Source organism: gamma proteobacterium SS-5 (assembly GCA_009497875.2).
In the GTDB taxonomy this organism is placed as follows: Bacteria; Pseudomonadota; Gammaproteobacteria; order Chromatiales; family Chromatiaceae; genus Magnetovirga; species Magnetovirga frankeli.
This window is the reverse complement of record CP032508.2, coordinates 1,225,412-1,239,643: the sequence shown is the minus strand read 5'-3', so window position 1 is coordinate 1,239,643 and position 14,232 is coordinate 1,225,412. Positions and strand designations below refer to the sequence as shown.

At 59.8% G+C, this 14,232-nt stretch carries 10 protein-coding genes; 2 read left to right on the top strand and 8 right to left on the bottom strand.

The window, feature by feature from the left end; genetic code table 11:
- Positions 1-153: 153 nt before the first annotated feature.
- Together D5125_10905 and D5125_10900 are read left to right on the top strand one after the other, a co-directional pair.
- Complete coding sequence (locus D5125_10905; protein ID QFY89955.1) at positions 154-1,182, top strand: VWA domain-containing protein; 1,029 nt, start codon at positions 154-156, stop codon at positions 1,180-1,182.
- The gene (locus tag D5125_10900) at positions 1,179-2,633 is read left to right on the top strand and encodes a tetratricopeptide repeat protein (GenBank protein ID QFY89954.1); all 1,455 of its coding nucleotides are present in this window, start codon (positions 1,179-1,181) and stop codon (positions 2,631-2,633) included. The genes D5125_10905 and D5125_10900 overlap by 4 nt, the downstream gene beginning before the upstream one ends.
- A gap of 126 nt (positions 2,634-2,759) precedes the next feature.
- Here the strand turns inward: D5125_10900 and D5125_10895 are convergent, their stop codons facing one another.
- From D5125_10895 to D5125_10855, 8 genes are all read right to left on the bottom strand, one after another.
- Positions 2,760-5,963 (bottom strand): type I restriction endonuclease subunit R, encoded by a 3,204-nt coding sequence (locus D5125_10895; GenBank protein QPB72259.1) that lies wholly within the window; start codon positions 5,961-5,963, stop codon positions 2,760-2,762.
- A 260-nt stretch (positions 5,964-6,223) separates the two neighbouring features.
- Entirely contained in the window at positions 6,224-7,645 is a 1,422-nt protein-coding gene (locus D5125_10885) for a putative DNA binding domain-containing protein (GenBank protein ID QFY89953.1), read from the bottom strand.
- Positions 7,642-8,376, bottom strand: coding sequence for a transposase (locus tag D5125_10880; GenBank protein ID QFY91129.1), 735 nt, complete (start codon positions 8,374-8,376; stop codon positions 7,642-7,644). The genes D5125_10885 and D5125_10880 overlap by 4 nt, the downstream gene beginning before the upstream one ends.
- An 80-nt stretch (positions 8,377-8,456) precedes the next feature.
- Positions 8,457-9,677 carry a restriction endonuclease subunit S gene (locus D5125_10875; GenBank protein ID QFY89952.1) on the bottom strand — a complete coding sequence of 407 codons (1,221 nt, stop codon included), beginning with the start codon at positions 9,675-9,677 and terminating at the stop codon, positions 8,457-8,459.
- A 94-nt stretch (positions 9,678-9,771) separates the two neighbouring features.
- A complete protein-coding gene (locus D5125_10870) occupies positions 9,772-11,235 on the bottom strand; it encodes a putative DNA binding domain-containing protein (GenBank protein QFY89951.1) in 1,464 nt (487 codons plus the stop codon).
- Positions 11,232-13,376: an N-6 DNA methylase gene (locus D5125_10865; GenBank protein ID QFY89950.1), complete on the bottom strand. Its 2,145-nt coding sequence runs from the start codon at positions 13,374-13,376 to the stop codon at positions 11,232-11,234. Before D5125_10865 ends, D5125_10870 begins: the two co-directional genes overlap by 4 nt.
- A gap of 2 nt (positions 13,377-13,378) precedes the next feature.
- Positions 13,379-13,594 carry a helix-turn-helix transcriptional regulator gene (locus D5125_10860; protein ID QFY91128.1) on the bottom strand — a complete coding sequence of 72 codons (216 nt, stop codon included), beginning with the start codon at positions 13,592-13,594 and terminating at the stop codon, positions 13,379-13,381.
- A 150-nt stretch (positions 13,595-13,744) separates the two neighbouring features.
- Complete coding sequence (locus D5125_10855; protein QFY89949.1) at positions 13,745-14,164, bottom strand: DNA cytosine methyltransferase; 420 nt, start codon at positions 14,162-14,164, stop codon at positions 13,745-13,747.
- Positions 14,165-14,232: the final 68 nt, after the last annotated feature.

Sequence of the window (14,232 nt, the reverse complement as noted above, 5' to 3'; positions counted from 1 at the left end):
AGCGCCGATGTGTCCATACTGTGAAAGTCGCGCAGCGCTCGCTTGCTCCCCCCGCCCATGGGAGGTGGTTGGGGGAAGCGAGTGCCAGAAAGTCGGTCGCTGAGGGTTGCGGTGGTCGCTTCCGTACCGCGCCCCGAGTCCCGAGATTAAGCCATGCCTAGCGATATCAGCCTGCATTTTTCCCAGCCGTTGTGGCTGTTGGCGCTGGTCATGCCTCTGGGGGTCTGGCTCTGGCTGCGCCTGACCGTGCCGCGCCACGACACCGCCCGCTACCGCGCCTATGCCGATGTCCACCTGCTGCCTCAGCTGCTCGGCCTGCAATCGGAACAGGGGCGCGGCAGGTACCGCCGCTTTGTCCTCTGGACCCTGCTCTGGACCCTGCTGGTGCTGGCCCTGGCCGGGCCGCGTTGGGATTATCGCGATATCCAGCTGTTCCGCCCCGGCTCCGATCTAGTGGTACTGCTCGACCTGTCCCGCTCCATGGATGTGGCCGATGTCAGCCCCAGCCGTCTGGCTCGCGCCCGCCAGGAGATTGAGGATCTGATCGGGCAGAACCGCCAGGCCCGCATCGGACTGATCGCCTTCGCCACCCTGCCCCATGTGGTCGCGCCCCTGACCGAGGACGCCCATGCCCTGCGCCAGCAGCTGCCGGCCCTGTCCACCGACCTGGTGCAGCTACAGGGCAGCCGCCTGCCCGAGGCCCTGCTCCGCGCCCAACAGATGCTGGCCGGACAGCCGGACGACAGCAGCCGCCACCTGCTGCTGATCAGCGATGGCGACTTCGGCCTCAGCCCCGGCGAGCAGGCCCTGAAAGAACTCAGGCTCAATAACATCCGTCTGCATGTGTTGGGCATAGGCAGCCCCGAAGGTGGCCCCGTGCCCGGTCCCGATGGCGTGCCCTTGCGCGATGGCCAGGGCGAGGCGGTCATCTCCCGCCTGGATGAGGCGGCCCTGCAACAATTGGCCGAGCAGGGCGGCGGCATCTACCGCCGCGCCGACTACCGCGCCAGCGATACCGCCGATATCCTGCAACGGATCGGCCAGGACGCCCGCGCCGAGGTGGTGGCCCAGCAGAAGACCCGGGTCTGGAATGAACGCTTCTATCTGCCACTATTCCTGCTCATGCTGCTCTTGTTACCCCGCTTCCGCCGCCACCACCGCCAGCAGGAGGCGCGTCGATGAAATGGAATGCCGCTTCCCTGCTTGCCCTGCTCTGTCTGGTTGGCCTCAGGGCCAACGCCGGCCTCTTTGACAACCGTGAGCAGGAGGCCGCCAAGCTGTTCGAGCAGGGCCAGTACGGCCAGGCCGCCGAGGTGTTCGCCGACCCCTATCGCCAGGGCGTGGCCCAGTACCGGGCCGGTAACTATGCCCAGGCCGCCGAGGCCTTCGGCCAGGCACAGCGGCCTGAGGTGCAGCAGGCCGCCCGCTACAACCTGGGCAACAGCCTGATGCAGCTGGGTGACTACCAGCAGGCCATCAGTGCCTACGAGGCGGTGTTGCAGCGCAATCCCGAGCACCAGGACGCCCGCTTCAACATGCGTCTGGCCCGCACCCTGCTGGCCCAGGCCGACATCGAACAGGCCGAGGAAGAAGAGCCAGAACAGCCGGAAAAACAGCAGAAGCAAAAGAAAGAACAGAAAAAAGAAGAGCAGAAGAAGGAAGAGCAAAAGAAAGACGAGCAGAAACAAGAAGAACAGAAAAAAGACGAACAGCAAAAGGGCGAGGAGAAGTCTGAGGAAAAAAAGGAATCCGGCGAACAAGAATCCGAGCAGCAGCAGTCCGGCCAGCAGGAGAGCGAACAGCAGCAAAGCGGCAAGGGCGAACAGGAGCAGGAATCCGAGGGCGAATCCAGCGAACAACAGCAGGACGGCCAGGGCGGTGGTGAATCTGATCCCAAGCCGGGCGATGCCGAACAAGAGCAGGAGCAATCCGGCCAGCAACAGGGCGAGTCCGACGCCGAGGGCGCCGATCAACGGCAGGAGCAGCAAGGCAGCGAGGCCAGCGACAAGCCCAGCGAGGATAAATCCGAGCAGCCCCAAGAGCGCGAGCAAGAGCAAAAAGACGCCAAGGGCGACAAGGAACAAAAGGACGACGCCAGCGGCGAGCAGGAGACCGAACAACGGCAGGACGGCGAGCAAAAGGCCGATAAGGAGCGCGACAGCAAGGGCCCCGAGGGTGAAGAGGAGGCCAAGGACCAAGGCAAACCCAGCGAGAGCGAGGGCGAGACGGGCGAGCAGCCCAAGGAACAGGGCGACCAGGGCCAGCAAAGCCCAAAGTCAGACCAGCAACAGGCCAGCCAAACGGCGGCAGCACAGCCACGCCCGGCCAAGCCCGGCCCGTCCAGCCAGGGCGAAGAGGGCAAGCCCGAGGAACTGGGCCAGCAGATCGAGGCGGTGCAGGAATTCGACCAACGCGGCCAGATGCCGGACCAGCGCGCCGGTGACCAGGGCCAGGCCGTCGGCGAAGACCTCAACGCCGAGGGCAGCGCCCACAGCGTCCTGATGGAGCAATGGCTGGACGGCATAGAAGGCGACCCCGCCTATCTCATGCGCAACCGCTTCCTGTTCGAAGAAATGCGCCGGATCCAGCCCAGCGCTCGCGGCGGCCCGCTGTACGAACCCAGGCCTTGGTGAGCCGGACAAGCCAGGTCAAGCAGCCAGCCAAGCCAGCCACAATTAAGGACCGAGCATGGCCAAAATCGCCATCGCCAACGTGATGGCGTAGGGTGGCTGATATTTCATCTTATCCTTCGCTGCTCTCTACGCTGCCATGCTGGCATAGTAGGCTGACGGTACCCTTGGGTACGCTCGGAACACATGCACGAATACCGCCTCTGTCTTGTCTCGCACATCCTCCTCTGAATAGGCCTCCGGCAACCCGGTTTGCTCGCTCCAGAGATAATCCTGAATCGTCAGACGGACCGCGTCCCGAGTGGCCTCCTTGTCGCGCCAGTGATTGATCCGCAGTTTTTCCGCCTTGAGTGTTTCGAGCAGGTCAACGGCCACGGCCTTGATGCGTTTGATGTCACCGGACGTCAAGTCCGGCTTCCTCAGCAAGTCGAATACGGCGAGACTCTCTTCATCGAGCCCTTCACGCACGGCTCTTTTTTCCTCATCATCAAGGTCATGATCCAACCGGAACAACATTTCAAAGGTCTTCTCGATGGTCACCCGATCCTTCTCGCGGTTGTACTCGGCCACGATCTCCTCGTAATGCCGTTGGAAATCGGTCCGCAGGGGGTTCTGCTGGAGCAGCCGTTGCAGGCGTTGTTCGATGGCGTTTTTCAGATTCTGCACGGTGGTGCGTTTGGCCGGGCTGCGCTCGAACTCCCGGCGCAACCGGTCGAAATCGATCTTGCTGATGTCGTAAATCCCATCCGACCGCTCGGCGGGCTCATCACGCACCTCGATCGCCTCATCGACCACCCGATGCAGCTGGCGGATGATATCGGTGATGTCCGCCTGCTCACGGTCCTGTTGCAGGCTTTTATAGACGATGTTGATGGCGTCGAAGTCGCCCCGGCAAGCATTGACGCCTTCGATGGTGATGCAGGCCTTGAACTTCGAGAACACCGCCCGGCACATTACCTCAAAGCGTTTCCTCGTCTCGTCGTTTTCGTTCGCCGCCTCCTTGGCGGCCAATATCGCATCACGTATCGCCGTATTTCGGGCAAATCCGGTCTGCCGGATAATTCCATCCAAGGATGCGCTTCGCTCCTCCAAGAAGGCCCGGACAAAGGCAATCGCTTCCGCGAGATCGGCCAGTAATTCCTCATCGGGCTTGGCCGGCTCACGCTCGCCCCCATCGCCGCCGCGTCCGTCATCGCCGGTTCCGGCAAAGGTCGCCAGCGCCTTGCGCAGGTTCTTCAGGATACCGCAGTAATCGACGATCATCCCGTTGTTCTTGCCCTCGTTGACCCGGTTCGCCCGGGCAATGGCCTGCATCAGCGTGTGCGCCTTGAGCGGCTTGTCCAGGTACAGGGTGGAGAGGCTGGGGACATCAAAACCGGTCAGCCACATGGCACAGACGATGGCGACGCGAAACGGGTGTTCCTCGGCCTTGAACGCATCGTCCAGCGACAGCCGCTGCATGTTCTGGAACTGCGGCTGTTGACCCATCGCCTCGGGCAGGTCGATGCCCTCCTTGATCAGGCGGCGGTGCGGGGTGATGTCCAGCTCCCATTTGCGGAACTTCTCGACCTCGCCCTGTTCCTCGCTGACCACCACCGCCATCTGCGTCTGGCGCATCCACTCGATCTGACGGCGGCGATATATCTCCTCTTGTTCATCCTCGACCCTGGGCAATTGAGCCTCCAACTCGCCGATTCTCTCGTTCCAGTAGAACTCGACCAGCTTGTGCATGCGCACGCAAGTGATCTTATCGATGCAGACCAGCATCGCCTTGCCGGTTTCCCACGCCGTGGAGTAGTGCTGCACAAAATCGCGGGCCACCTGGTCAAGGCGTTTCCCGGCCGTGATGATGTGATAATCGCGCTTGAGCTCCTGCTCCAGGCGCTGTTCCACATCTAGCTGACGCCCCCTCACCCCCGGCCCCTCTCCCACAGGGAGAGGGGAGCTTTCCAACTCCTCCAGCTTCTCGGCGATCCGCTCGTTCAGATCGCCGACCGCCACGCCGAGCTTATCGCCACGCGCATCGTAATAGAGCGGCACCGTGGCCTTGTCCTCCACGGCCCGCTGGAAATCGTAGGTGGAGACGTAATCGCCGAACACCCGCCGGGTGATCTCGTCGTCCTTAAAGAGCGGCGTGCCGGTGAAACCGATATAGCTGGCGTTGGGCAGGGCATTGCGCATGTTGAGCGCCAGGGTGCCGTACTGGGTGCGGTGGGCCTCATCAACAATCGCAATAATGTCGTCACGAATTGAAAGGATGGGTGTTTGCGATTGTTGACCCTCATCCCCAGCCCCTCTCCCAGTGGGAGAGGGTGGCCGAAGGCCGGGTGAGGGTGTCGCGTCCAGCGACTTGAATTTCTGGATCAGCGAAAAGACATGCGATTTGTGCTGGGCCAGTAGCTGGGCGAGATGCTCGCCGCTCGCCGCCCGGCACGGGTCGCGGTCGTTGTCCACCACGCCGCATCCGGCAAAGGTCTTGTAGATCTGCGTGTCCAGGTCGTCACGGTCGGTGAGGATCAGAAAGGTGAAGTTGCCGCCCAGCTTGCGATGCACCTTGCGGGTGAAGAGCACCATGGAATAGCTCTTGCCCGAACCCTGGGTATGCCAAAAGACACCAAGTTGACGCGGGTCGACTGGTGTCTTTCCCTCACCCCCGGCCCCTCTCCCAGAGGTAGAGGGGCGACTATATTGCTCCTCTCCCTCTGGGAGAGGCTGGGTGAGGGTCGCAGGCCGGTAGCGTTTCGCTACGGCCTCGATGGCCCGGTTGACGCCCAGGAACTGGTGGTTGCGGGCCAGAATCTTCCGCGACTCCCCGGCCGAGTCGTCGAAAACGATGAAGTTTTCCACCAGGTCGAGGAAATTGGCTTTGGCACATACTCCTTTGAGCAGCGTCTCCATGGCCACCACGCCCGGCTGAGCCTCATCAAGCCGTTTCCACTCGTGAAAATGCTCAAACCGGCTGGTGAGCGAGCCGAGTTTGGCATCCACCCCGTTGGCCAGCACCACCATGGCGTTGTGATGAAACAGATGCGGGACGGTGTCCTTGTAGTCCAGAAAGTTCTGCTCGTAGGCGGCGCGGATATCCTTGCTGACGTTCTTCAGCTCCATGAACAGCAGCGGCAGGCCGTTGACGAAGCCGACGATGTCGGCCCGTCGGCGGTACAGATCGCCGCGCACCCACAGCTCCCGCACGCAGAGGAAATGATTGTTCTCAGGAACTTCGAAGTCGAACACCCGCAGCCGCTGGCGCACCCGTTCGCCCTTGGCATTGCGAAAGGTGACCTGCACCCCGTCCTTGATCAGTTCATACTTCTCGCGGTTGGTGGCGGCCATGGTCTGCGAGGCGGAAACCGTGACAATCTGGCGCACGGCATCGTCATAGGCCGTGGCGGGCAGGCCGGGGTTGATCTCCTCAATCTTGGCCCGCAGGGTGCGGGTCAACACCACCTCACGGTCCGATTCCCGGCCCAGCAGGCTATCCGGTCCGAAATCCTCATTGTTGTAGGCGTACACCGACTGCCAGCCCAGTTCCTGCTCCAGGTACTCGGCGGTGGTCTGCTGAACGAGAGTGTCTTCGGTGTAGGGGGCGGGAGTCATTCAACCACCTCCCAGTGGCCGGTTTTTTTGGAGCCCACACGCCGCAGGATGCCTACATCCTTCAGTTTTCCTATATTACGCATGACGGTAGTGCGGTCCTTTTGGGTCATCTCCGCCAGTTCGTCATAGGAAATAGTCGGATTTGAACGAATAAAATCAAGCAATTGCACCTGAATCGCGGATAAAGATGCTTTTATAGGTGCGAGCTGCCCCTTTATCTGCACCTTTAATGCACCTTTATCCGCCAATTCCAGCTCTTCGACTGGTTTCCGATGAACCGTGGCGGTGAACAAACAGCCGTCGTGGTCATCGCTAAAGTCGATGGTCGGCCACTTTTCCAGCGCCCGCTTGATGCCCGAACCCAGGCCGTGGTAGGGCAGCAGCCCCTTGGCGACATAGGAAACCAGAATCGGATTGCGGATATTGGAGTTTCCGGCCCGGATCTTCTCCACCGTCAGGTTGTTGGGAAGATGGCCAGGGCTGATGATCTCGATGCGGTTGTCGAAGACAAACAGGCGGATCGGGGCGCTGACCAGATAGTCACGGTGAACCAGGGCGTTTACCAAAAGCTCCTCGAAAACCGCCTCGGGGATCTCGGGCAGGCCTGGAGCGTTCACCCCGCGCCCGGCCTGCACCTTGTGCAGATTGCGCATGACAAAGGCCAGCGCACCCTCGAAGAGCTTGGGCAGCGGTCCGGAAAAATCCTCGGTGTCGAGGTAATCGGTGGCGTGGATCTTGTTGCCGGGGTAGCGGATTGCCTTGACCACGAACTGCGGCACGATCCACTCGGGCTGCTCGGCAAAAAGCAGCACCCCGGCCAGGTTCAGCCTGCCGTCGTCGTTGGCCAGGTTCATGTTTTGCAGCAGCCGGGTCAGGTCGGCGGGGGAATCGGGGTATTCCTGTTTGTAAACATCGCGCAGAAAGTCGCGGAAGCGCAGCTTGTCCAGCTTGTCGATCCCCGCCTTGGTGGGCAGCTCGTCGGCGTGGAACTGGTTGCTGAACTGGAACAGGCGGCGCAGCTCCTCCTTGGAATTCACCCGCCGCTTGTCGGCCCCGGCCTTGAGCCAGATCACCCCGTTCTTGTCGAAATAGGGCTTGTCGATCCCCTTGGGCACGGTCAGCACAATGACAATGCGGCCGTTCTCCAGCGCCAGGTTCTCGGTCTGTACCGCCAGCGGGCTGCGCACCAGTTGGCTGGCCGCATTACTGATGAGCTGATTGATGCGGGCCACGTCCTGCTGCGACATACCCGGCGTCGAACTATCATCGGCCACGCCGATAAAGATCGTGCCTCCGTTCGTATTGGCAAAGGCCGCCATCTCCGAGGCCAGGGAGTCGGCATTCTTCACATCCGCCTTGAACTGGCGGGTGGAGTCTTCACCGAGGGCGATTTGGGAGAGGAGGTCGGATCGTTTCATACCATCCATGCCTCCATGCCATATTCGGTTGTCGGTTCCCTAATTTCCGTAGGGGCGGGATTGCGGGCGGGTGTAGGGGCGGGTTTCAAACCCGCCCCTACAGGGTTATTGGGATGCAATTTGTCCAATTCCCATTGCGCTGGATTGTTGTGGATGTATTCCCGAATGCGGTTCAATTCCGGTTCATTGCGAACGATGTGTTCCCAATAATTGCGCTGCCATAATTTACCGGGAAACGTTGACCAACCGTTTCGTTTCACGCCATCGGCATATCGTTTTGTGGTCATGGTTTTGAATCGATGCACCATATCCGGCAATGACAACCTCGTAGGGGCAACCCCCTGTGGTTGCCCGATTGGCCCCCGTGCCTGTCCATCCTGCGAATATGCCGAATCAGGGCGGCCACGGGGGGCCGCCCCTACGATTACGACAATGCCGTGGATATGATTGGGCATGACAATGAATGAATCGATATCGACGCCCGGATAATTGGCCGGGATTTCATCCCAAACCGCCTGAATCATTTTCCCCGCATCGTTCATTCGCATTTCCCCATTGACGATATCCCCGAACAGGCATTCCCGGTCCTGGGTGCAAAGGGTGACAAAATACGCCCCGGCCTGGGAATAATCGTATCCCTGCAACCGGATGGAACGGCGGTGGTGAATGGCGGGATCGTATTTTCCGTTTCCACCTGCGATCTGGGCGGCCACAGGGGGCCGCCCGTACATGGCCAGATCGTCCCCCACGTAGGGGCAGGCCCCCGTGCCTGCCCGATTGCCATGCCCGTACATTGCGGCAGATAGGGATTTCATACCGCCACCTCACCGTTCATCAGTTTGGGCAGGAGGAGGTCGCGGGCTTTGGTGAGTCGTTGATTGGCAAATGCTAGTGTTTTCAGCTGGTTTAGTATGGGATCAATGAAGTCGTTGAAAGCACGCAGCAATCCGTCCGGAGGAAGAGGAACAGGATACTGTTGCATCTGCTTCCAGTCGGCGCGCGGCATCTTGGAGCCCTCCTTCATTTGCTGGGCTGTTACAGCCACAAACCCATCGCTGGATGTCGTCATCAGGACAAGCGGCAAAAGGTGCGAATGAACTGGTCGAATTATGATGGCGTCTGAGGATGCCACTCCATCCGTGAATGCAATGCCAACCTTGTGAAAATACGGCCGTATCTTCCCGAAGAGAATTTCTCCCTCGCGGAAACGATGCTTGCTGCTTGTGACCTGTTCCGCTTGTCCCCACTCGCAAAGAGTGATCGAGCGGCGAGGCATGTGTTCAAGGCCAATGTATGGGGTGTTTGCTTCAAAGGCACTGGGTGAAACTGTCTCACGCACTTCAAAACATAGGTCACCGAGAACCTTCTTCTCCCACCCCTCCGGCACACCGTCGATGATTTGGGTGTGTTCGTGGCCGGGGAAGCGGAGGTGGACGAACCATTCCTTGTAGAGCAGCCGCGCCGCCTGTTCCAGCAACTGAATCCGCCGCCGGTTGTTCTCGATCAGGTCGTCGTAGGCGGAGAGGATATTAGCAATTCGCTGTTGAATTTGTCCCGCTGGCAAGCGAACCTTGACCCGTTTTAAGTCGGAAAGGTTTATTACTTGTTGAACAGCCCCTTGGGTACGCTGGAATAATTCTCCTCGGCCTTGTGGAGCCATCAGATAGTATTTGATGTAAGGCGCGTTTATTTCGGGCCGCAGTGCGATTAGTCCAGCCTGTCTCGCCAGGTTTGCACCAGCAAGTCGGTCGGGGACCACAGCGACTTCTCCAGGATTTCCCACAAGAGACATAACAACTTCGCCGCCGCGCAGGATCGTTCTTGCGTAGGGACGCGAGACTTCTTGAGTAATTGTGCGAAGGTTCGCCTCATTGATAGTGCCGTTCGAGATGTCACCACCGCGAATGAAGATTACGCCTGTTTCCGGGTCTTCTGGGCCGGGTTTAACAACGCCATAAGTGATGGGGCGCTCAGGATCTGTAAGCTCCTGCAGTTCCAGAACCTCCATGCCGGTGAGTTGATGTTTGGTCATACCCCCAGCTCCTCAAAATTCTTCTTTATCGTCGCCGCCAGTTGCACCGCCTCGGCGTTCAGGTCCTCCAGCTCCACATGAATGTTGCCCAAGCTCATTTTCCGCCCTCCAATACGCGCTTCCCCTTTTCAGACAGGCGGTACTTCTGCAGGCGGCTGTTGGGTTTGTCGGGGATGGTGTATTCCACATAGCCCTCGTGCAACAGTCTGGCCATGAGATCATTGAGATAGCGGGTCGGCTTGGCCTTCCCGAGGGCCTTGGCGATTTCGGATTTGGAAAGCAGGGCGCTGTTCAGCGCGGCAAGTATCTGAAGAGCCATATCCGACTCTACCCCTGACTCTACCCCTGACTCTACCCCTGACTCTACCCCTGACTTGTGCTCGACTTGCTCACTGGCCGTTGCTGCCAGGGGCAAGGGTTCAGCCAGATAGACGGTGAAGCGCAGCCGCATGGCGACTTCTTCGATTTTGGGCTCCGGTAGCCCCAGCTCGCGGGCCTCGGCAAAGATGCGGCGCACCCCGGTGCCCCACTGCTCGATCAGACCCAGTTCCTTGAATACGCGGGCGATGACCGGGTTGCGGATGCGCGAGGCGCCCTGTTTCATCTCTTCGATGGTCAGGCCGGGGAGGAGGATGCCCATGCTCTCCACTTCAATGCGATCATCGAGAAAGACAACCCGGATGGGCGCGCCACGCTGCGAATAATCACTGTGCACAAGAGCATTGATGACGACCTCGCGAAGAATCCCCAGCGGAATGCTCCAGACATCCTTACGCCGTACTTGGGAAAGGTCCGCGCCACGGTAGGCGTGCTTTTTCAGAAACAGCATGATCTCGTCCACGGCCTGTGGCAGCGGAACGTCGATCTCGATATGGTCAAAAATGTCGACCTTCTCGGTGCCAAAGAAACGGCCGCATTGGATCCAGGCATCGGAAAAATGCTGCGTACGCTGCCTGCCAAAGAGGAGAATGCCTCCCTTGGTCGGCACCCGTTTGTTTTGATGATGGGTGAGTAGTTTCAGGGAGAGCAATGCCTGCTCATCGAGCTTTCGTTCTGATCCAAAGACCCTTTGCGCGGCATCGATATCCAGGTCGTCCAAGGACAACTCCGGCATGGGCAGTTGATCAAAGGCAACGCCTTCCACCGAGCGGCGCAGTTCGCCGATCAGCTCCCGGTCGGCCTGGCGGCTGGTGGAGCCGAGCCGGACATAGACCCCGGTTTCCGGCCCCTCGGCGCGAAGGTAATGGGGCCGGGAACTGCTCAGGAAGGCTTCGATGACCAGCAGGGTTTTGCCATCGACCGTGGTCATTTCGACATTGGGCACCAGGCGGGGGCTGATGGAGTCGGCGATCAGGTTGCAGAGTCGTTCCTCCTCGTCCAGCGGGTTGTCGATCCCCACCGGTTCCCGCGTTTTGTCCGCCACGCCGATGATGATTCGGCCACCGGCGGTATTGGCGAAGGCCACCAGCGTCTTGAGCAGATTGCGCGGCGAGGAGAGGTTTTGTTTGAACTCCAAGGTCTTGCCTTCGTCGGCCTTGAGCAGATCGGCAATGCTCATATTCCCAGTTCCTCGAAGTTCTTCCTGATCATGGCGGCCAGGTGCACCGCCTCCGTGTTCAGGTCCTCCAGTTCGACATGGATGTCGCGCAGGGCCTCCTCGAAGTCGAAATCCTCGTCCTCTTCTTCCGGCGCGACGCCCACATAGCGGCCGGGGGTGAGGCTCCAGTCGTTAGCTTCGATCGCGGCCCGGTCCACCAGCTTGACCAGCCCTTCCACATCACAGAGTTCGGCTTCGGGGAAGCGTTCGGTCAGCCAGTGGGCCTGCTTCCAGAAGTAGCGCACCTGCTTGAGCTGTTCCACGGCCAGGGCGCGGGCCTCATCGGCGGCCTTGCGGGCGCGGGTGATGTCACGGCCCGCCCAGGCGTCGCTGTCGCGGGCGGCGCATTCGTTCTCGCAGGTTTCGATCAGACGGCAGGCGAGCTTGTAGAGCAGGTCGGTCTGCTTGACCAGATCGCGGCTGGTCTCGGCCAGGGTTGCGAGACGATCCACGGCTTTCTTGAGTTCGCCGTTGGTGGTCTTCTGTGTTCCCCAGGCCGCCTGCTGCTCGCTGATGGTCTTCCGGAAAGAATCCACATCCGCCTTGAACAGCGGGATGGCGTCATCCAGTTCCTGTAGGGGCGATTCATGAATCGCCCCTACGTCCAGGGTTTTAATGAATGGTTCAACGGCGCCACGCAGCGTGGTCAGCGCACCGATAAAATCCGGTAGGGGCGAACCCCCGTGTTCGCCCTTGTCTATTTCAGGGCTGCCACAGGGGGCCGCCCCTACGTTGTCAAAACAGGCCGCGCCCTCGGCCAGCATCCGCTGGCAATAACCCGCCACCAGGTCGAGATAGCGCCCGGTCTCGCCCCGGTAGAGCCAGACGATGGTCAGGAGGTTCTGTTCCTGCTCGGGGGAAAAATCGAAAATCTTGCGCGTGACTTTGCGATAGACATTGCGGGCATCGATCATCAACACCTTGTCGCGGTGCGCTTGCGGCTTAGCGCGATTGAGAAACCATAATTCACACGGAACTGTCCTCGTGTAGAAAAAATTCGACCGGATGGCGACCATGACATCCACGTCGCCGGTCTCCACCAGCTTCTGCCGCACCTTGGCTTCATCCCGCCCGGCGCTGGAGGCCTGGGACGACATGACGAACCCGGCCCGGCCCTGTTCGTTGAGGTAGCTGTAGAAATAGCTGATCCAGACGTAGTTGCCGTTACTGACCTTGCCCTTCTTGTTGACGCCGGGCAGGCCGAAGGGCAGGCGCGGGTCGCTCCCCACCTTGTCGGCGTCGATCTCGTCCACGTTGAAAGGCGGATTGGCCATGACGAAGTCGGCCAAGTGCCGCAGCTCGTGCGGGTCTTCGTAGTAGGTGATCGATTTCTGAATGTCGCCTTCCAGGCCGTGCACCGCCAGGTTCATCTTGGCCAGGCGGATGGTGGTGGCGTTCTTTTCCAGGCCGTAGAAGGTGAGCTTCTCGGTGGGGTTCTCGTGCCGTCGTTCCACCACCCGGGCGCCCTGCACGAACATGCCGCCCGAGCCGCAGGCCGGGTCGAGCACCGTGCCGCCCGCCGGTTCGATGACGTTGGCGATGAGCGAGACCAGCGACACCGGGGTGAAAAACTCGCCGCCGTCGTGGGCCTTCTGGTCGGCGAACTGGGTCAGGAAATACTCGTAGATGCGGCCGAAGACATCACCGGAGACGCGCTTGAGCTCCTCGGGGTTGAGGGTGCGCAGCAGCTGGCCGAGCACGGCGTTGTCGAGCTCCTGATATTCGCTCTTGGGCAGCACGCCGCGCAGGTTCTCGTAGTCGGCCTCGATGGACTCCATGGCATCGATGATCGCCTTGGCGCGGTCGGCGCTGTCGGGCAGGGCCACCAGGGTGTCGAACTGGGCCTGGGGCTGCAGGAAGATGGCACTCTTCTGCGAAAAGTCTTCCTTGGTCAGCGGCCGGGTCTTGCCGCCTCGGGTGGGCAGGTTCGCCTCGATGGCGTCCTTGACGCCGAGAAAGCGGCTGTAGGCGTGGCGCAGGAAGACCAGGCCCATGACCGGCAGGAAATATTCATTGCTGGCGTAGTTGGAGTTGGCCCGCAGGGTGTCCGCCGCGCTCCAGAGCCGCTTTTCAATGGCTTCGATATGTTCAAGCTGGGCCATGCTCAGGCTTCCTTCCCAAAATACGTTTTATGCAGGGCCTTGCCCTTGTCCCCCAGGCTGCGCAGCAGGCTTTCGATCTTCTCCAGCGCCAGCGGCGACGGCTTGGCGCGGTCGTTCTCCCAGCGGTTGATCGTGGGGAAGGTCACGCCGAGCTTGGCGGCGAACTTTTCCTGAGTCAGACCGGTAAGTTCCCGAAGCTCACGGACCAGCCTCGCCATGCTGTGTTGCTCGTCCAATGGATTTCTCCTTAATGAATGGTTCTTCGTAGATTCTTGTAGAAATCCCGTAAAATTCGATCATCGATTTAATGCTTGGCAAGGTGATAATCGAAGATGGATATTACTGAACATTACGCCCAGCTAATGGGCTTAAACACTCCATGGCTGATTGATGACGTCAAACTTGATATGACTGATCAGCGTATCGAAAACAGAATCGAGAAAGCCGCGAACATTTTCGAGCATTACGGCCTGCGGCTTGCATTCAGATGCCAGCCTGATTGCTTCTGGAAACAGGTCACGATCGTCCTCACCACCCAATTGCTTACCCACCTTTGAGAATGGCGGGCAAGGTACTCCGCCTGCAAATAGCTCAACGCCTTTCCAATTCTCGGCTGAATAGTAATGTAGATCGCCTTCCGTGACGTACCAATGATTTCGGTTGATTCTAAGGGTTTGGCAAGCTGCGGCTTCAATCTCTACAAGGCTGACGTGATCAAAGCCTGCCTGCTCTAGACCCAGAGCCTGTCCGCCAGCGCCAGCACATATTTCTATCGATGCAAATGCCATTTTCTATCTCTCATAGAATTTCAGGCTGATTTTACGTTTTCTCACAAGGGATGACCAAGTAAAAATCG